The organism is Zhihengliuella flava, from assembly GCF_015751895.1.
GTDB lineage: Bacteria > Actinomycetota > Actinomycetes > Actinomycetales > Micrococcaceae > Zhihengliuella > Zhihengliuella flava.
On sequence record NZ_JADOTZ010000001.1, the window covers coordinates 1529272 to 1547910 of the forward strand.

Genomic DNA, 18639 nt, shown 5'->3' on the forward strand with positions numbered 1-18639 from the left:
TCACCCTATCGGCCCAACCTATACGGCAGGAATCGAGCCGGTGACCGCATCCGGGTCCTCCGCGGGGCCCGCGAACTGGCTCTGATAAAGCCGGTAGTAGGCCCCCTCCGCGGCGATGAGCGCCTCATGATTTCCCTGTTCCACGATGCGCCCGGCCTCCATGACCAGAATCGTGTCCGCGTCCCGAATGGTCGAGAGCCGGTGGGCGATCACAAAGCTGGTCCGGTCCGTGCGCAGCGCCTTCATGGCCTGCTGCACCAACACCTCAGTGCGGGTATCGACGGAGGACGTGGCCTCGTCCAAGATCAACAAGGACGGGTCCGCCAAAAACGCCCGCGCAATCGTGATGAGCTGGCGCTCACCGGCGGAAACGTTGGTGCCCTCATCATCAATCACCGTGTCGTAGCCGTCCGGCAGCGCCCGGACAAAACGATCCACATAGGTCGCCTCCGCCGCGGCGTAGACCTCCTCATCGGTGGCGTCCAGACGCCCGTAGCGGATGTTCTCCCGGATCGACCCCTTGAAGAGCCACGCGTCCTGCAGCACCATGCCCGCCGTCGAACGGAGCTCGGCCCGGGACAAGCGCGTGATATCGACGCCGTCGAGCGTAATGGCCCCGCCGTCGAGCTCGTAGAACCGCATCACGAGGTTGACCAGAGTCGTCTTACCCGCCCCGGTCGGGCCGACGATCGCCACGGTGTGGCCCGGGTCCGCCTCGAGAGAGAGGTCCTCGATGAGCGGACGGTCGGGGGTGTAGGAGAAGGACACGTGACGGAACTGCACGTGGCCGTCGGCGCGTTCCGGCAGGTGCTCCGAAGCGTCTTCCTCGTCCTGCTCCTCGGCGTCCAGCAGCTCGAACGTCCGCTCCGCGGACGCGACGCCGGACTGCAGCATCTGCGCCATGCCGGCTATTTGCCCCAGTGGCTGCGTGAACTCTCGCGAGTACTGGATGAAGGCGGTGGCGTCGCCGAGGGTCATCTGACCCGAGGCCACGCGCAGCCCACCCATGACGGCGATGCCCACGTAGGCCAGGTAGGAGATGAACTGCATCACCGGGAAAATAGACCCGGAGAGGAACTGTGCACCGAAGGAGGCGCGGAAGAGGTCCTCATTCTTCTCGTCAAAGTTCTTCAGCGCGACGTCCTCACGCCCGAACACCTTCATCAGGTCATGGCCGGAAAAGGACTCCTCGATGTGGCCATTGAGGGTTCCGGTGGCTTTCCACTGGTGTTTGAACTTCTTCTGCGAGCGCACGCCGATCAACCCGGCCGCCACTGCGGACAGCGGTAGCGCGATGAGGGCAATCAGCGCGAGCTGCCAGGAGACCACGAACATCATGATGACGATGCCGATGACGGTCAGCAGCGCTTGGAGCAACTGAGCGAACGCCTGCTGTAGCGCGTTTTGGATATTGTCGACGTCGTTGGTCACCCGGGAGAGCACATCGCCGCGCTGGCGGGTGTCAAAGTAATTCAGCGGCAGCCGGTTGAGCTTGGTTTCGACGTCGCGCCGCAGCGTGTAGACCACGCGCATGACCAGCTTGTTGAGGATGAAACCCTGGGCCCACATGAACGTATTCGCAACGAAGTACATGGCGAGCACGATCGCGATGATGACGGCCAGCTTCTGGAAATCGATCCCGGTTCCGGGCACGAGTTCCATCGTGGCGATCATCTGCGCTTGATCCGTCTGCCCCTCGGCCTGGAGCCCGGCGATGATCTGCTCCTGCGTCACCCCGGCCGGCATCTGCCCGCCGATGTAGCCGGCAAAAATGACATCCATGGCCTGACCCAAGACCTTGGGCGCCACCACGTTGAGCACCACGGCGATGCCGATAAACAGCAGCACCACGGACAGCAAGGCCTTCTCCGGGGCTAGCAGGCCCATCAATCGCTTGGCGGAGGGCCAAAAGTCCTTGGCCTTGCGCGGAGGGGCCATCTCCCCGAACCCGTCGTCCATGGAGACGTTCAGGTCCTCGTCCGTCAGCTCGACGTCGTCGCCGCGCTTCTGCTTCTGCTCGGCCATCAGGCGCTCTCCTCTGCGGACATCTGGGACTCGACGATCTCTTGGTACGTCGCATTCGTTTCCAACAACTCGGCGTGCGTGCCCCGGCCGACGATCGCCCCGTCGTCGAGCACCAGGATCTGGTCCGCCTCGGTAATGGTGGCCACACGCTGTGCCACCATCAGCACCGTCGCCTCCGAGACCTCGCGCCGCAGGGCCTGGCGCAGCCGGGCGTCGGTCGTGACGTCGAGGGCTGAGAAGGAGTCGTCAAAGAGGTAGACGGACGGGCGGGAGGCCAGCGCACGCGCGATGCACAGCCGCTGCCGCTGCCCGCCGGAGACGTTGGTTCCACCCTGGGAGATCGGCATCTCGAGGCCGCCGTCAGCCGCACGCACAAAGTCCTCCGCTTGGGCAATCCGCAGGGCCTCCCACAGCTCATCGTCACTGGCGTCCGGCGCACCGTAGCGCAGATTGGAGGCCACGGTTCCGGAGAACAGGTAGGGCCTCTGCGGGACCGCGGCCACGGCGGCAGCGAGCGCCTGCCGGTCCAGTTCCCGCACGTCGACGCCGTCGATCCGCACGCTGCCGGCTTGGGCGTCATACAGCCGAGGCACCAAGTTCAGGAGGGTCGATTTTCCGGCGCCCGTGGACCCGATGATCGCCGTCGTTTGTCCGGGCTCGGCGGTGAAGGTGACGTCCTTCAGGACGGGCTCCTCCGCCCCGGGATATCCAAAGGTCACCCCGGCGAACTCGACCTTCCCGGTGACGACGCCGTCGCCCTGCGTGGGCAGCGCGGCGCCGCCGGCCGGGTCCGTGAGGGAGGGTTCGACGTCGAGGACCTCGCCGATGCGTTCCGCGCACACCATGGCTCGCGGCACCATCATGGCCATGAACGTGCCCATCATGACGGCCATGAGGATCTGCAGCAGGTACTGCAGGAACGCGGTCAGGGCGCCGGGTTGGATGTCGCCGGCCTCGACCCGATGCCCGCCGAACCACAACACCGCCGCCGTGGCGAGGTGCAGGATCAGGCTGATCAGCGGGAACATGAGCACAAAGTACTGACCGACTTTGACGCCCGTCTCCGTCAGCCGCTCATTGGCCTCGTCAAACCGCTGCGTCTCATAGGGCTCGCGGACGAACGCGCGGACCACGCGGATGCCCGTGATCTGTTCCCGCAGCACCCCGTTAATCCCGTCGATGCGGTCCTGCATCGTCCGGAACAACGGCATCAGCTTCACCACGAGGAAGCCGACGACCACGAGCAGAATGGGCACGGAGACCCACACCAGCCACGACAGGCCCGGATCCTCCTGGAGCGCCATGATCACCCCACCGATGCACATGATGGGGGCGTTGATCATGAAATTCAGCCCCATGAGCACCAGCATTTGCACCTGCTGCACGTCGTTGGTGCCGCGGGTGATGAGGGTCGGCGCGCCGAACTGGTTGACCTCCCGCGCAGAGAAGCGCGCCACGGAATGGAACACGCCCCGGCGCAGGTCCCGGCCGATAGCCATGGCCGTCTTGGCACCGAAGTAGACGGCGCCCACCGCCGTGATCACCTGCAGACCAGCGACGCCGAGCATGACGGCCCCGGTGGACCAGATGTAGTCGATGTCCCCGGTCACCACGCCGGTGTCGATGATGTCCGCATTGAGGCTGGGTAGATAGAGCGTGGCCATCGTGGTCGCCAGCTGCAGGGCGAACACGGCAAAAATCCACCGCTTATAGGGCTTCGAGTACTGCGCGATGAGTCGCAGGAGCATGGGGAGTCAGTCTTTCTACACGACGCCCCGGGCTGCTTGGTGTGGTGGGGCAACTGTGTACTTTAGCCCCGCGGTGCGTCGCCGGCATCCACCCCAAGGATGAACTGCCCTGTACTTAGGATCACATTATTCGTATCATGAAACTGCAATATCGCATCATGAAAATCTATCGAGGAGGATCGATGGCAGATACGCCGCACCTCACCCCGGGCGACGCCGCCCCAGACTTCGCACTGCGGGCCACGGGCGGCACCACCGTGGCGCTGGCCGACTACGCGGGCCGCCGCGTCGTCGTCTACTTCTACCCCCGCGCCGCCACGCCCGGCTGCACAACGGAGGCCTGCGACTTCCGCGACAGCCTCTCGGCCCTCGCGGCCGCCGGGTACGACGTCGTCGGGGTCTCCCCCGACCCCGTGGCGGACCTCGAGGCGTTCGCCGCAGACCAGTCGCTCACGTTCCCACTGCTGTCCGATCCCGACTCCGCCGTCGCCCGCGCATACGGCGCCTACGGGGCCAAGGAACTCGGCGGCCAGCAGATCACGGGCGTCCTGCGCAGCACCGTGGTACTGGACGAAGATCACCGGGTGCAGCACGCGCAGTACCGCGTAGACGCCCAGGGGCACGTCGCCCAATTGCGCCGCACGTTAGGCGCCTGACCGCCCCCGGGCGAGGGCACCCAACGGAGCGGGGGCGCATCCTGTGTGGTCACAGGTGGCGCCCCCGCTCTCTGCCCGAGTCACCGGAAACGGCCCGGCTAGGCCTCCCCGCGGCGGAGCAGGCGCCCGCGCGGCGTCTGGAAGTCCACTTGGCCGCCGCGCACCCACGTGCCACTGACCTCACCGGCCAGCTCACGCCCGTCGTACGGAGAGATCTGGTTGCGGTGGTGCAGGCGCGTGACATCGATGGTCTGCGTGGCCTCGGGCGAGAACACGGCGAAGTCGGCGTCCGCTCCCACCTCGATCTTGCCTTTGCGCTCGAGCCCGGCGAACTGGGCCGGGTGGGAGGACATCCACTCGAGAACGCGCTCCAGGGTGATCCCGCGCTTCTTCGCTTCGGTCCAGATCAGGGACAGGCCCAACTGCAGGGAGGCCACGCCGCCCCACGCGGTGCCGAAGTCACCGGTCTGCACGTGCTTGAGGTCCACGGTGGACGGGGAGTGGTCGGAGACGATGAAGTCGATCGTCCCGTCCTCCAGGCCCTGCCACAGCAGCTCCCGGTTGGCCTCCTCACGAATCGGCGGGCAGCACTTGAACGCGGTGCCTCCAGCCGGGATCTCCTCCGCGAGCAGCGTCAGGTAGTGCGGGCAGGTCTCCACCGTCAGGCGGACGCCGTCGCGCTTGGCCTCCGCGATCATCGGCAGCGCATCGGAGGAGGAGAGGTGCAGGATGTGGGCGCGAGCCCCGGTGCGGCGTGCCCGCTCAATCACCTCGGCGATCGCGATGTTCTCCGCCGAGCGCGGGCGCGAGGCGAGGAAACGGTCGTACTCACGGCCCTCGGCGGGCGGGGCGCCGTCGATCGTGGAGGCGTCCTCAGCGTGAACAATCATCATCGAGCCGATCTCCGCCAGCTCGGCCAGATCCCGTTCCATCTCATCGGGTGACAGCGGAGGGAACTCGTCCACCCCGGAGTGCAGCAGGAAGCACTTGAAGCCGAAGACGCCCTCCTCATGCAGGCGGCGTAGCTCCGCGGTGTTGCCCGGAACGGCCCCGCCCCAGAAGCCCACGTCGATGTGGGCCTGAGGTCCGGCCACCGCCCGCTTCTCCTCCAGCGCCGGCACGTCCACGGTGGGCGGAATGGAGTTCAACGGCATGTCGATCAGCGTGGTGACGCCACCGGCCGCGGCGGCTCGGGTGGCCGAATCGAAGCCCTCCCACTCGGTGCGTCCCGGCTCGTTCACGTGCACGTGAGTGTCCACGAGGCCGGGAATCAGGACCTGCTCGGCCCCCACATCGAGCGTCTCGGCCCCGGGCAGCTGGGCGCCGGCGGGTTCGACGGCGGCAAAGCGCCCGTCGCGGATGCCCACCTCACCGGCCACGGTGCCGTGCGGTGTCACGATCCTCTCGGCCCGAATCACCAGATCAAACATGGTCTGGCCCGCTGCGGCGGGCGGCGCTGCGGCGCCGGTCTCGATGCTCAAGGCTGTCTCCTTTGTTTCGCGGCCCCGTGGGGCCTGTGATCTATCATGCGAGTTCGCGCGAGCGCGCTCAATCTGAACCGGCTCCGCGGGACGGATTAGGGGTGCAATGCGGGCAGGGGCTCGCGGTCACCGGCGGCGATCTGCGCGCCGATCCTCCGGCCGAGCTCCCGCAGCAGCGGGGCCGGATTGGCCAAGCACGCGGCGACGTCCGGCTCCACGTCCGTGAGGGCCAGCGCAGCGGTGATACCGGCCGCCGTCAGTGCCTGCGCGTCGAGATCGCGCCGCCCGCACACGGCATAGACGGGCAGACCCCGCGCGGCCGCGGCGGCCGCGACGCCAGCGGGGGCCTTGCCCTCCAGCGTCTGGGCGTCGAGGCGCCCCTCGCCGGTGATGACGACGTCGGCCGCGGCGAGCGCCGCGTCGAACCCGGTCAGCTCCATGACCACCTCGATCCCGCGGCGACGCGTGGCGGACAAGAGCGCCAGGGCGGCGAAACCGACGCCGCCCGCACTGCCCGCCCCCGGAGCCTTAGCTGCGGCCGCCGGCTCCGGTCCGGCCACCCGCTCCAACACGTCGACCAGGCGCGCCAGCCCGGATTCGAGCACGCGCACATCCTCGGGGCTCGCGCCCTTCTGAGGACCGAACACGGCGGCCGCGCCGCGCGCGCCGAGCAGCGGGTTATCCACGTCGCTGGCGAGGACGACCTCCGTCCCCTCCAACCGCGGGTCGAGCCCGGAGACGTCAACGCACGCTAAATCGTTGAGCGCGGCGCCGCCGTCGGGCAGTACACGGCCACGGGCGTCCAGCAGGCGTACGCCGAGGGCGCTCAGCAGACCCGCTCCGCCGTCCGTACAAGCGCTGCCGCCGACGCCGAGAATGATGCGGCGGGCGCCGGCATCGAGCGCAGCGCCGATGAGCTCGCCCGTCCCCCGGCTGGTCGCCGCCCCGGCGTCCCGCGCCTTGGCGGGCACCAGGTCCAGCCCCGAGGCGGCGGCCAGCTCCACGACGGCGGTATGTCCCGACACCGCGAAGCTGGCCTCCACCGTGGCGGAAAGTGGCCCGGTGACGGCGCGACTCACCGCGCGGTATCCGGCGCTGAGCGCAGCCGCCACGGTTCCCTCACCGCCGTCGGCCACCGGAACAGCGGTGGTCCGCGCCTGCGGCAGGCTCTCCTGCAGGCCGGAGGCCACCGCGGCGGCGACGTCGGCCGCGGCGAGGGTGCCCTTGAACTTGTCCGGGGCGATGAGCACGTCCACGGCAGGCCTCAGACGCCCGCGCCGACGGGTTCGGCCGTCGCATCCTGGGCCGCGGCCAGCGGGACCAACGCGGTCGGGGCGTCCTCGGCCGAACCGGCCAATTCCTCGAACTCGTTGACGGCGTCCAAGCTGGCGCCCATGGAAATGTTGGTGACGCGCTCCAGAATGACCTCAACCACCACGGGCACCTGATGCTCCTCCGCCAGTCGGCCAGCCTCCGCGAAGCCCTCGGCCAGCCGGGCCGGGTCCTCAACGCGGACGGCCTTGCAGCCTAGGCCCTCGGCAACCTTCACGTGATCGACGCCGTAGCCATTGGTCTCCGGGGAGTTGATGTTCTCGAACGCCAGAGACACGTGGTAATCCATCTCAAACGCGCGCTGGGACTGGCGGATGAGCCCCAGGTAGGAGTTGTTGACCACCACGTGGATGTACGGCAGCTTGAACTGCGCGCCGACGGCCAGCTCCTCGATCATGAACTGGAAATCGTAGTCACCAGACAAGGCGACCACGCGCTGGTTTGGCTTGCCGCGGACCACGCCCAGGGCGGCGGGTCCGGTCCACCCCAAGGGTCCGGCCTGGCCGGCGTTGATCCACTGACGCGGGCCAAACACGTGCAGCATCTGCGCCCCGGCGATCTGGGACAGGCCGATGGTGGAGACATACGTGGTGTCCTGGCCGAAGGCGGCGTTCATCTCTTGGTAGACGCGCTGCGGCTTGATCGGGATGTTCTCGAAGTTCGTCTTACGGTGCCCGGTGCCCTTGCGGGCCGTGCACTCGTCCGCCCACGCGCCGTACTGCGGCAGCGTCCCGTCGGCCTTGCGCTGCTTGGCGGCGGCCAGCAGTTGCTCCAGGGCGGCCCCGGCATCGGAAACGATCCCCAGATCCGGGCTGAAGACGCGCCCGATCTGCGTCGGCTCAATGTCTACGTGCACAAAGGTGCGGCCCCGCCGGTAGGTCTCCAAATCGCCGGTATGGCGGTTGGCCCAGCGGTTGCCGATCCCGAGGACAAAGTCAGAGGCCAGGAACGTGTCATTGCCATACTTGGTGTGCGTCTGAATGCCCACCATGCCGGCCTGCAGGCGGTGATCGTCGGCGATGGCGCCCCATCCCATGAGGGTCGGGGAGACGGGGAGGTTCAGCTCTTCGGCCAGCTCCACCAGCAGCTCGGACGCGTTGGCATTGATCACGCCGCCGCCAGCGATCAGCAGCGGGCGTTTCGCCTGGACCAGCAGGTCGAGGATCTTCTCCGCCTGGGCGCGCGTGGCCTGCGGGCGCAGGGGCGGCAGCGGCTCGTAGGCGTCGATGTCGAACTCGATCTCGGCCAACTGCACGTTCAGCGGCAGGTCCAGCAGCACCGGCCCTGGCCGGGAGGAGCGCATGACCTGGAAGGCCTTCGCGAACGTGCCGGGGACCAACCCTGGTTCCAGGATGGTGGAGGCGAACTTCGTCACGGGCTTGGCGATCGACTCGATGTCCACCGCTTGGAAGTCCTCCTTGTGCAGCACGGAGGTGGGCGCCTGCCCGGTGATGCACAGCATGGGGATCGAGTCGGCGATCGCCGCGTAGAGCCCGGTGATCATGTCCGTCCCGGCCGGCCCGGACGTGCCGATGCAGACGCCGATCCCGCCGGTGGCCCGGGAGTAGCCGTCCGCTGCGTGGGAGGCACCCTCGACGTGACGGTGCAGGGTGTGGCGGATGCCGCCGTGGGCCTTCATGGCCGAATACAGAGGGTTGATCGCGGCGCCAGGCAGCCCGAAGGCCTCGGTGGCGCCCTCCTTTTCCAGAATCAGGGTGATGGCGTCTACTGCGCGCATGCGGGTCATGGTGTGCTCCTTGCTACGGGGTGGACCGGCCGGCCCATCAGGCGGTGGTCGGCGTCGGTTCGGTGCTGGCGTCTGCCGCGAGGGTGCCGCCGCTGCGCTGCACGCCGCGGAACAGGCCGGAGTGGTCCAGTCCGCCGTCGCCCGTGGCGACGGTGGAGGCCACCAGTTGCGCCACTAGTGACCCGAGGGGCAGGACGACGCCGGCCTCGCGGGCCGCGGAGGTCACGATTCCCATGTCCTTGTGATGCAGGGCCAAGCGGAATCCCGGAGTAAAGTCTCGGTCCAGAATCTTCTGCCCCTTCTGGTCGAGGACCTTGGAACCGGCGAGCCCGCCGCCGAGGACGGACAGGGCGGCGGCGGTGTCCACGCCGTACGCCTCGAGGAAAGCCACGCCCTCGGAGAGGGCCTGGATGTTCGCGGCCACGATCAGCTGGTTGGCCGCTTTCACGGTCTGCCCGGAGCCGGCTGGGCCCACGTGGACGATCGTCTTGCCGACGCCGGCGAAGACCTCGGCGGCGGCGTCAAAGTCCTCCCGCTCGCCGCCGACCATAATGGACAACACGCCGTCCACGGCCCCGGCCTCGCCACCAGACACCGGGGCGTCGAGCGGCCGCAGGCCCGCGGCGCGGGCCTCTTCGGCCAAGCGCACGGCCACGTCGGGGCGGATCGTGGAGTTGTCGATCCACAGCGCACCCTCCTTGGCGTTCGCAAAGACCCCGTTCTCCCCCGTGACCACGGCCTCCACGTCTGGGGAGTCCGGGACCATGGTGATGACGACGTCGGCGTCGGCGACGGCCTCACGGATGTTCGCGGCGGCGCGTCCGCCGGCTTGCTCCAGCTCGGCGGCCTTGCCCGGGCTGCGGTTGTAGCCGGTGACGGCGAAGCCCGCGGAGACCAGGTTCTTGGCCATGGGCAGCCCCATGATGCCGAGTCCGATGAAGGCGATGTTCTTGCTCATGTGATGCTCCTAAAGAAATCGAGGGGTAGCTCAGGCGGGCTGGCGGATGAGCCAGCCGAAGGCGTCGTCGTGGGCGGCCTTGTACTCCAGGCCAATGGGGCCGGAGTAGCCCAGCTCGCGGCTGCGGGTCACCCACTCCCCCAGCGGTAGCTCGCCGGTGCCGGGTGCGCCGCGGCCCGGGTTATCGGCGATCTGAATGTGACCAAACTGGTGAGCATGCTGCTCAATCACGGCGGCCACGTCTTCACCGTTGACGGCCAGGTGGTAGAAGTCCGCGAGCAGTTGGACGTTGTCCACCCCGGCCGCGCGCGTGGCGGAGATGATCTCCAGCGCGTGCTGCGCCGTCTTGACCGGGTAGGCCTCGGTGCCGGAGACCGGCTCGAGAAGGACCGTGCCGCCGATGCGGCCGACGCCGCGAGCCGCGGCGACGAGGTTGTCCAGCCCGAGCGCGTCCTGAGCGGCGGGGTCCTGACCGTCCTGACGGTTTCCGTACAGCGCGTTAAAGTGGCGGCACCCCGTGGCCTCGCCGATGCCGGCGACCACGTCGACGTTGTCCCGGAACTCAACGTCGCGGCCGATCCAGGACACGAGTCCCCGGTCCCCGCCCGGCATGTCTCCAGCCAGGAAGTTCAGCCCGGTCAGCCGCACCCCGGCATCGTCCAGGGCTCCGATGAAGCGGTCGACGTCGACGTCGGCGGGGACCGCCTCCGCGAAGGGCCACCAAAACTCCACCTGGTCGAATCCCGCGGCCTTCGCGGCGGCGGGGCGCTCCAAGAGCGGAAGCTCCGTCAGCAGAATCGAGCAGTTCACGGTGTAGGACATCGCACCCTCCTTGAGAGATTTCCATATCATGGAAGCAAGTTATTGCTTTATGAGAACTTTAGAAGTGGTCCGCATCACCTGTCAAGCACTTTGCCTTCTCGCATGACGACCGAAACTTGTCGCGATGCGAAAAACTCTTGACACCTCCTCTGTGATGCGGATTACTTAACACCGCCACATCTGGAATCTTCATTCCATAATGCGAAAACTTTCCTGCCGCATCGCGGCCTGATCAGAAGGGCTTGCTATGACTGCCCAGAACCACACGATGCCCCCGGCCGCTGGCAGCGACGCCACCGGCATGGCATCGACCGCGGACCCCGCCGGCGTCGACGCCGAGAGCCCCACCGGCGCCCCACGGGAGAACAACCCGCTGGGACTCAGCCCCGGCCTGTACAACCAAGACTTGGCCCCCACCCGCCGGCGCGGCCGGACGTGGAACGCCTACAGCATCTTCACGCTGTGGGCTAATGACGTGCACAGTCTGGGCAACTACGGGTTCGCCATTGGGCTCTTCGCCCTAGGACTCGGCGGCTGGCAAATCCTGCTGGCCCTCGGGCTCGGCGGCGCCCTCCTGTTCTTGCTGCTCAATCTCTCCGGGTTCATGGGGGAGAAAACGGGCGTCCCGTTCCCCGTCATGAGCCGCATCTCCTTCGGCATTCACGGAGCGCAGATCCCCGCGCTCATCCGCGGCGCCGTCGCCATCGCCTGGTTCGGCATCCAGACCTACCTCGCCTCCGTGGTGCTGCGCATCATGATCGTCGCCGTCGTCCCTGCGGCCGCGCGGTTCGATGAGAGCAACTACTGGGGGCTCTCCGCCCTCGGCTGGATGTCCTTCCTCGTCCTGTGGGCCCTGCAGCTGGTGATTGTGAGCTACGGGATGGAGATGATCCGCAAGTACGAGGCGTTTGCCGGACCGGTCATCTTGGTCACCATGGCCGCGCTAGCGATCTGGATGTTCACCGAGGCCCAGGGATCCATCGCCTGGTCCACGCCAGAGTCCAAGACCGGCCTCGACATGTGGCTGGCGATCTTCGGCGGCGCCACCCTGTGGGTGTCGATCTACGGAACCTTCGTCCTGAACTTCTGTGATTTCACCCGTGGCGCCAGCTCCAAGGGCGCGATCGTTCGCGGCAACTTCTACGGCATCCCCATCAATATGCTGCTCTTCGGCGCCATCGTGGTGGTCTTGGCTGGCGCACAGTTCAAGATCAACGGGACCGTCATCGAGTCGCCTGCGGACATCGTGCAGACCGTCCCGAACACCTTCCTCCTGGTCTTGGCCTGCCTGGCGTTGCTCATCCTGACCATCGCCGTGAACCTCATGGCCAACTTCGTAGCCCCGATCTACGCGCTGTCCAACCTCTTCCCCAAGACGTTGAACTTCCGCCGCGCGGGCCTCGTCTCCGGTCTCTTGGGCCTGCTGATCCTGCCGTGGAATCTCTACAACTCCCCGATCGTCATTACGTACTTCCTCGGCGGTCTGGGCGCGCTGCTCGGCCCTTTGTTCGGCATCATCATGGCCGACTACTGGCTGCTGCGCCGGGCGCGCGTCAACGTCCCGGACCTCTACCGTGACCGCCCGCAGACCGAGTACTACTACCGCCGCGGCGTGAACCCCCGCGCCGTGGCCGCGCTGATCCCCACGGCCCTGACGGCCATGGTGCTCGCGTTCGTGCCCGCCTTCGCCGCCCTCTCCGCGTTCTCTTGGATCATCGGCTCCGTGCTCGGCGCGGTCGTTTACCTCTCCATCGCGGACCGGCGCACCCCCATCACCGACGTCTCCGGCGAGCCCATCGCCGTCGCCAGCACCCACTAAGGAGTCCCATGCGCCTACTCGTCGTCAACGTCAACACCACGGCCTCCATGACGGAGGCGATCGCCGCGTCGGCCCGCGCCGTCGCGTCCGCTGATACGGAGATCATTGGCCTCACCCCGCGCTTCGGCGCGGACTCGTGCGAGGGGAATTTTGAGTCCTATCTCGCCGCCTTGGGCGTCTTGGACGCCGTGGCGAGTTATCAGGAGCCGTACGACGCCGTCATTCAGGCCGGCTACGGCGAGCACGGCCGGGAGGGCCTCCAGGAAGTGCTGGACGTCCCCGTCGTCGATATCACCGAGGCCGCCGCCTCCACGGCCATGTACCTCGGCCACAAGTATTCGGTGGTCACCACCCTGGACCGCACCGTTCCACTCATTGAGGACCGCCTGAAACTCGCCGGCCTCGATGCCCGGTGCGCCTCGGTGCGCGCCTCGGGATTGGGCGTGTTGGAGCTTGAGTCGGACCCTCAGCGCGCCGTCGAGGCCATTGTGGCCCAGTCCCGCGAGGCCGTGGAGCGGGACCACGCGGAAGTGATCTGCCTCGGTTGCGGCGGAATGGCCGAGTTGGAGGAGGCCGTCTCCGCCGCCACCGGCGTGCCCATCGTCGACGGCGTGCGCGCCGCGGTGACGGTGGCCGAGTCGCTGGTGCGGTTGGGCCTGTCCACCTCGAAGTCCCGCACGTACGCGCCGCCGCGCCCCAAGCAGATCACCGGGTGGCCGCTGCCGACGTCGGGCCGCTAAACCGCGGCAAGAAACACGAGGAGGGCCCGTGACCGAATGATTCGGTCACGGGCCCTCCCGCTGCGTCGCCGGCCCTCTTACAGAGCGATCTGCCGGTTCACGTCCTTGTAGAGCAAGTAGCGGAACCGCGACGGCCCGCCCGCGTAACAAGCCTGCGGACAGAAGGCCCGCAGGGACATGTAGTCACCGGCCTCCACCTCCACCCAGTCGTCGTTCAACCGGTACACCGCCTTGCCCTCCAAGACGTACAGGCCGTGCTCCATGACGTGCGTCTCCGCGAAGGGGATGGAGGCGCCCGGATCGAACGTCACCACGTTCACGTGCATGTCAAAGGCCAGATCCTCCGGATCGAGCATCCGCGTGGTCCGCCACGCGCCGTTGGTATCCGGCATCGGCGTCGGCTCAATGTCCTGCTCGTTGCCGACGACGACGCGCGGCGTGTGTCCGCTCAGCGGCTCGTACCGCTTGCGGATCCACTGGAATTGGGTGGGCTCCACACCGTTGTTCGCGGCGGTCCACGCCGCCCCCGCCGGCAGGTAAGCGAAGCCGCCCGGGGCGAGCACGTGCTCGGCCCCGTCAACGGCGATCGTCAACTCGCCCGCGAGGACGAACACAAAGCCCTCGACCTCGGCCTGCGGCTCGGGCCGCTTGGACCCTCCGCCGGGCGCGACCTCCACGATCGACTGCGCGAACGTGGTGGCGCCGGAGGCCACCGGGCGGTTCAGGACCCAGGCCCGCGCGCCCTCCCATTCGGGGAAAACGGACGTGACGATGTCCCGGAGCACGCCCCGCGGGATCACCGTGTAGGCCTCGGTCACCACCGCCCGGTCACTGAGCAAGTTGGTCTGCGGGGGCAATCCGCCCGTCGCCCCCTGATAGACGGGGGCGGTTGTACGTTCGGTCACGAGCTCAGACATGGGTTCCCTCTTCTACGGTGATCGGTCGGTTGAGTGCGATCGAGTCCAGGGTCGCCGCGTCCACGCCGGCCTCCCGCTCGATCTCCTCAGTGGTCAGGGCGCCACAGGCGCGGCCGCGGCGAATGAAGTTGGCCAGGGCCCGGGCAGTGGCCGGCTCGTCCATGACGGACGATTCAATGCGGTGCACGTAGTTGCGCAGGCGGGCCGCCGCCGCGGCGAACCCGTCCCGGTAGAACGCGTACGTCGCGAGGAACCGCGTGGGCAGCTGCGCCGCGTGCAGGTCCCAGCCTTGATAGATCCCCCGCTCGAGGTGGCGGCGGACCAGGCGGGCGTGCAGCTGCCATGCCTGCTGGACGTGCTCCGGATCGCCGACGGGCAGGATGTTGGTCGATCCGTCGGAAAGGTGCACACCGGTCCCGGCGACGGCCACCTGCATGACGTTCTTGGCGTAGTCGGCCGCCGGGTGCTCCATGGACTGGTACGCGGCGGCAATCCCCAGGGAGGCCGAATAGTCGTACGTGCCGTAATGCAGGCTGCTCACGCGACCGCGCCCGGCGTGCAGCAGGCGGGCGCTCGGCACCGTCCCGTCATCGGCGAGAATCAGCTGGGGCGTCTCCATCTGAACCTCGAACGTCAGCGTTCCCGGCGCCAAGCCGTGTGCCTGTTCCAGGTGTTCGACGACGTCGACCATCACTTGAACCTGATCCACGGAGGTGACCTTGGGCAGGGTCAGCACCAGCGACTCCGGCAGCGGCCCAGCCTCGAGCAGGGTGCTCAGGAACAGGTCCAGCGTGCGCAGGCCACGGCGCCGGGTCGGCGCCTCGAGGGACTTGAACCGGATGCCGATGAACGGCGGCGCGGTCCCGGCCGCCACGTCCTGGGCGACGGCGCGGGCCGCCGCGACGACGGCCTCGTCCTCGGCCCGGTCCCCGCGGTCGCCAAATCCGTCCTCGAAATCGATCCGCAGGTCCTCGATGGGCTCGTCGCCGAGCTTGCGAGCCACGAGGTCCGCTAGCGCGCCGGCCGCGGCCGCCTCGCCGGAGCTGCCCAGTACGGTGCGCCGCGCCAGCTCGGCCAGCCCCCCGGCCTCGTCGGCGGCGGCTAGGCCTGCACGGCCCCAGTCGGCCGCGATCGACACCCTGTAGCGATCCCCTGGGATGTATACGGTGTGCACGGGCTGGCGCCGGCCATCATCCCCCGGGTATCCCGACGCCAGGAGCTCGTCCGCCGCGGCGAGGCGTTGATCGTACCCGGCCAGCATCGCGTCGCTCACCACGGGAGAGCGGCTCATGCGAGCACCGCCTTGCCGGTGAGCTGGCGGTAGGCCGGCAGGGTCAAAAAGTCCTCGAAGTCCTCGTCCCGGCCGGAGACCAGCCGGCCGATCAGATCGGCCGCCGGCTGGTAGTACGCCGTGAAGCGCTCCTCATCCTGAACCTCGGCCCGCAACCGCTGCGTCTCCTCCTCGAGGATCCCGGCCACCAGCTCGGCCGTGATGGTGCGGCCGGTATCCGCGGCCACCACCTCGTTACGGATTTGCTGCCACACCTGGGACCGGGAGATCTCTGCGGTCGCCGCATCCTCCATCAGGTTGTGGATAGCGACGGCACCGTTGCCGGAGAGCCAGACGGCGGTGTAGGCCACGGCCACGTAGAGGTTGGCGCGCAGGCCCGCCTCGGTGACGGACCCGGGCGCGGAGGCGACGTCGAGCAGCTGCTCGGCCGTCACGGTGACGTCGTCCCGCTGACGGACCACCTGGTTCGGCTCGCTGCCCAGCTCGGCGTCGAACACCTCACGGCAGACGGGCACGAGGTCGGGGTGCGCCACCCACGAACCGTCAAAGCCGTCCTGGGCCTCACGGGTCTTGTCCGCGCGCACCTTGTCGATCGCGGCGGCGGTCACGTCCGGCTCGCGCCGGTTCGGAATGAAGGCGGCCATGCCGCCCATCGCAAACGCGCCACGCTTATGGCACGTGGCCACCAGCAGGTCCGTGTAGGCGCGCATCATCGGCGCCGTCATGGCGACGTCGGCACGGTCCGGCATCACGAACTCGGCACCGGCCTCGCGGAAGTACTTGATGATGCTGAAGAGGTAGTCCCACCGGCCAGCGTTGAGGCCGGAGGCGTGATCGCGCAGTTCATAGAGGATCTCGTCCATCTGGAAGGCGGCCGGGATGGTCTCGATGAGCACGGTGGCCCGGATGGTGCCGTGCTCCAGCCCCAACTCCGCCTCGGCGAAGGTGAAGACCTCGTCCCACAGACGGGCCTCGAGGTGGGACTCAAGCTTGGGCAGGTAGTAGTACGGACCCTGCTTGGTCTCGGCGAGGTGGCGGGCGTTGTGGAAGAAGTGCAGGCCAAAGTCCACGAGCGCGCCCACGGCATCCTCGCCATCCACCCGCACGTGGGCTTCCGGCAGGTGCCAGCCGCGGGGGCGCATGACGACGACGGCGCGCTCCGCCTCCGGCACCAGGGTGTACGTCTTGCCCTGGGGGGAGGTGAAGGAGAGGGTTCCACGCGCGGCGTCGGTGAGGTTCTTCAGGGCGTCGACGACGTTATGCCAGCTGGGGGTGGAGGCGTCTTCGAGGTCGGCCAACCACACCTTGGCCCCGGAGTTCAGGGCGTTGATCGCCATCTTGACGGGGCTGGCCGGGCCGGTGATTTCCACGCGGCGGTCCCGCAACGCGGCGGGGGCCTCGGCGACCGTCCAGTCGCCCTCACGCACGGAGGCGGTCTGCGGCAGGAAGTCCAGCGTCCCGCTGGCCGCGGCCTGGGCGCGCGCCTCGACGCGTGCGTCCAGCAGGTCCCTCCGGGTTGCCGCGAAGCGCTGGTGCAGCTTCTCGACGAAGGCCAAGGCGTCCGGGGTCAGAATGGAGTCGCCGCCGGCGACGGTCGGGGCGGGGTAGGCGGTGATAGTCATAATCGGTGCTCCTTCGGCGTCGGTTCGGTTAGCTGACGGGGGCCGCGGCGGGGGTCTGTGCGGGGGCGACCGCGACGATCGCGGCGGCGACGTCGCTGGCGATCTTCGGATCGAAAACGCTCGGGATGATGAAGCCCGGGTTCAGCTCCGCGTCGCTCACCCGGGAGGCGATCGCCTCGGCGGCGGCCACCAGCATCTCGTCGGTGATCTCGGCGGTCTGCGCGTCCAGCAGGCCACGGAACACACCGGGGAACGCGAGGACGTTGTTGATCTGGTTCGGGAAGTCGGAGCGGCCCGTGGCGACGACGGCGGCGTGCCGGCCGGCCGCCACCGGATCCACCTCCGGGTCCGGGTTGGCCATCGCGAAAACGATGGCCTGCTCGGCCATCGACGCGATGTGCTCTTCCTGGAGCAGGTCCGGTCCGGAAACGCCGATGAAGACATCGGCCCCGACGACGGCCTCCTGCAAGGTGCCGCTGAAGCCCTCGGGGTTGGTGTTCTCGGCGATCCACACGCGGTGGGCGTCGCTGTACTCTTCGCCCTTGACGATCGCGCCGGAGCGGCCGCAGGCGATGATGTTCCGCGCCCCGCTGGCGGCCAACAGGCCGATGATGGCGTGGCCGGCGGCGCCCACGCCGGAGACCACAATCCGCACCTGGTCGATCGTCTTGCCCACCACCTTGAGGGCGTTGACCAGCGCGGCCAGCGTCACGATCGCGGTGCCGTGCTGATCGTCGTGGAACACCGGAATGTCCAGTTCCTCGCGGAGCCGGCGCTCGATCTCGAAACAGCGCGGCGCGGCGATGTCCTCGAGGTTCACGCCGCCGTAGACGGGGGCGATCGCCTTGACGACGCGAATGATCTCCTCGGTGTCCTGGGTGTCGAGGCACACGGGCCAGGCGTCGACGTCGGCGAACTGCTTGAAGAGGGCGGCTTTGCCCTCCATGACCGGCAGCGAGGCCTCCGGGCCGATGTTGCCGAGGCCGAGGACGGCGGACCCGTCGGAGACCACAGCGATCGTGTTGCGCTTGACCGTCAGGCGCCGCGCGTCGTCCTTATTCGCGGCGATGGTCTGGCACACACGGGCGACGCCGGGCGTGTAGGCCCGGGACAGATCATCACGGTTGCGCAGCGCCACCTTGGGGTTGATCTCCAGCTTGCCGCCGAGGTGCATGAGGTAGGTGCGGTCGCTGACCTTGCGCACGCTCACGCCGTCGAGGTCATCGAGCGCGCCGCGGATCTGCTCGGCGTGGTCGGTGTTGGTGGTGTTGCAGCTGACGTCCACGATGACGGTCTCGTGACCGGATTCGACGACGTCCAGTGCCGTGACGGAACCGCCCGCCGCGCCGACGGCGGCGGCCAGTTCGCTGGTGGCCGTGATCGTCGCGGGGGCCTCCACGCGGATCGTCAGCGAATATCCGGGGCTCGGTGCTCCCATGGTCCTACCTCCTCATCTCGGCGGCGGCGCCGCACGGGCGGCC

General features: G+C 68.2%; 14 protein-coding genes. 3 read left to right on the forward strand and 11 right to left on the reverse strand.

Annotated elements, in window-relative coordinates:
• Positions 1-18: 18 nt before the first annotated feature.
• Both IW252_RS07055 and IW252_RS07060 read right to left on the reverse strand, forming a co-directional pair.
• Complete coding sequence (locus IW252_RS07055; RefSeq protein WP_196835917.1) at positions 19-2025, reverse strand: ABC transporter ATP-binding protein; 2007 nt, start codon at positions 2023-2025, stop codon at positions 19-21.
• Positions 2025-3773 (reverse strand): ABC transporter ATP-binding protein, encoded by a 1749-nt coding sequence (locus tag IW252_RS07060; protein WP_196835918.1) that lies wholly within the window; start codon positions 3771-3773, stop codon positions 2025-2027. The genes IW252_RS07055 and IW252_RS07060 overlap by 1 nt, the downstream gene beginning before the upstream one ends.
• A gap of 182 nt (positions 3774-3955) precedes the next feature.
• On the opposite strand from IW252_RS07060, the gene IW252_RS07065 reads away from it, so the two are divergent.
• The gene (locus IW252_RS07065; RefSeq protein WP_196837161.1) at positions 3956-4429 is read left to right on the forward strand and encodes a peroxiredoxin; all 474 of its coding nucleotides are present in this window, start codon (positions 3956-3958) and stop codon (positions 4427-4429) included.
• A 98-nt stretch (positions 4430-4527) separates the two neighbouring features.
• Here IW252_RS07065 and allB read toward each other — a convergent pair whose 3' ends face one another.
• From allB to IW252_RS07090, 5 genes are all read right to left on the reverse strand, one after another.
• Positions 4528-5859, reverse strand: coding sequence for an allantoinase AllB (gene allB / locus IW252_RS07070; protein WP_196837162.1), 1332 nt, complete (start codon positions 5857-5859; stop codon positions 4528-4530).
• 146 nt (positions 5860-6005) lie between these two features.
• Positions 6006-7166 carry a glycerate kinase gene (locus IW252_RS07075; protein WP_196835919.1) on the reverse strand — a complete coding sequence of 387 codons (1161 nt, stop codon included), beginning with the start codon at positions 7164-7166 and terminating at the stop codon, positions 6006-6008.
• Positions 7167-7174: 8 nt separating this feature from the next.
• Complete coding sequence (gene gcl, locus IW252_RS07080; protein ID WP_196835920.1) at positions 7175-8989, reverse strand: glyoxylate carboligase; 1815 nt, start codon at positions 8987-8989, stop codon at positions 7175-7177.
• Positions 8990-9026: 37 nt separating this feature from the next.
• Positions 9027-9947 (reverse strand): 2-hydroxy-3-oxopropionate reductase, encoded by a 921-nt coding sequence (locus tag IW252_RS07085; protein WP_196835921.1) that lies wholly within the window; start codon positions 9945-9947, stop codon positions 9027-9029.
• A gap of 30 nt (positions 9948-9977) precedes the next feature.
• Entirely contained in the window at positions 9978-10769 is a 792-nt protein-coding gene (locus IW252_RS07090; RefSeq protein WP_196837163.1) for a hydroxypyruvate isomerase family protein, read from the reverse strand.
• A gap of 247 nt (positions 10770-11016) precedes the next feature.
• On the opposite strand from IW252_RS07090, the gene IW252_RS07095 reads away from it, so the two are divergent.
• Both IW252_RS07095 and IW252_RS07100 read left to right on the forward strand, forming a co-directional pair.
• Positions 11017-12588, forward strand: coding sequence for an NCS1 family nucleobase:cation symporter-1 (locus tag IW252_RS07095; RefSeq protein WP_408065761.1), 1572 nt, complete (start codon positions 11017-11019; stop codon positions 12586-12588).
• A gap of 8 nt (positions 12589-12596) precedes the next feature.
• Positions 12597-13328, forward strand: coding sequence for an aspartate/glutamate racemase family protein (locus IW252_RS07100; RefSeq protein ID WP_196835922.1), 732 nt, complete (start codon positions 12597-12599; stop codon positions 13326-13328).
• Positions 13329-13405: 77 nt separating this feature from the next.
• On the opposite strand, the gene IW252_RS07105 is transcribed toward IW252_RS07100, so the two are convergent.
• Genes IW252_RS07105 through IW252_RS07120 form a run of 4 tightly spaced genes read right to left on the reverse strand, consistent with a single transcriptional unit; the run spans position 13406 to position 18596 of the window.
• Complete coding sequence (locus tag IW252_RS07105; protein ID WP_196835923.1) at positions 13406-14245, reverse strand: bifunctional allantoicase/(S)-ureidoglycine aminohydrolase; 840 nt, start codon at positions 14243-14245, stop codon at positions 13406-13408.
• Positions 14238-15536 carry a DUF6986 family protein gene (locus IW252_RS07110; protein ID WP_196835924.1) on the reverse strand — a complete coding sequence of 433 codons (1299 nt, stop codon included), beginning with the start codon at positions 15534-15536 and terminating at the stop codon, positions 14238-14240. Before IW252_RS07110 ends, IW252_RS07105 begins: the two co-directional genes overlap by 8 nt.
• On the reverse strand, positions 15533-17158 hold the full coding sequence (gene aceB / locus IW252_RS07115) for a malate synthase A (RefSeq protein WP_196835925.1): 1626 nt from the start codon (positions 17156-17158) through the stop codon (positions 15533-15535). The genes IW252_RS07110 and aceB overlap by 4 nt, the downstream gene beginning before the upstream one ends.
• A gap of 28 nt (positions 17159-17186) precedes the next feature.
• Positions 17187-18596 carry an NAD-dependent malic enzyme gene (locus IW252_RS07120; RefSeq protein ID WP_196835926.1) on the reverse strand — a complete coding sequence of 470 codons (1410 nt, stop codon included), beginning with the start codon at positions 18594-18596 and terminating at the stop codon, positions 17187-17189.
• Between the last annotated feature and the right edge of the window lie 43 nt (positions 18597-18639).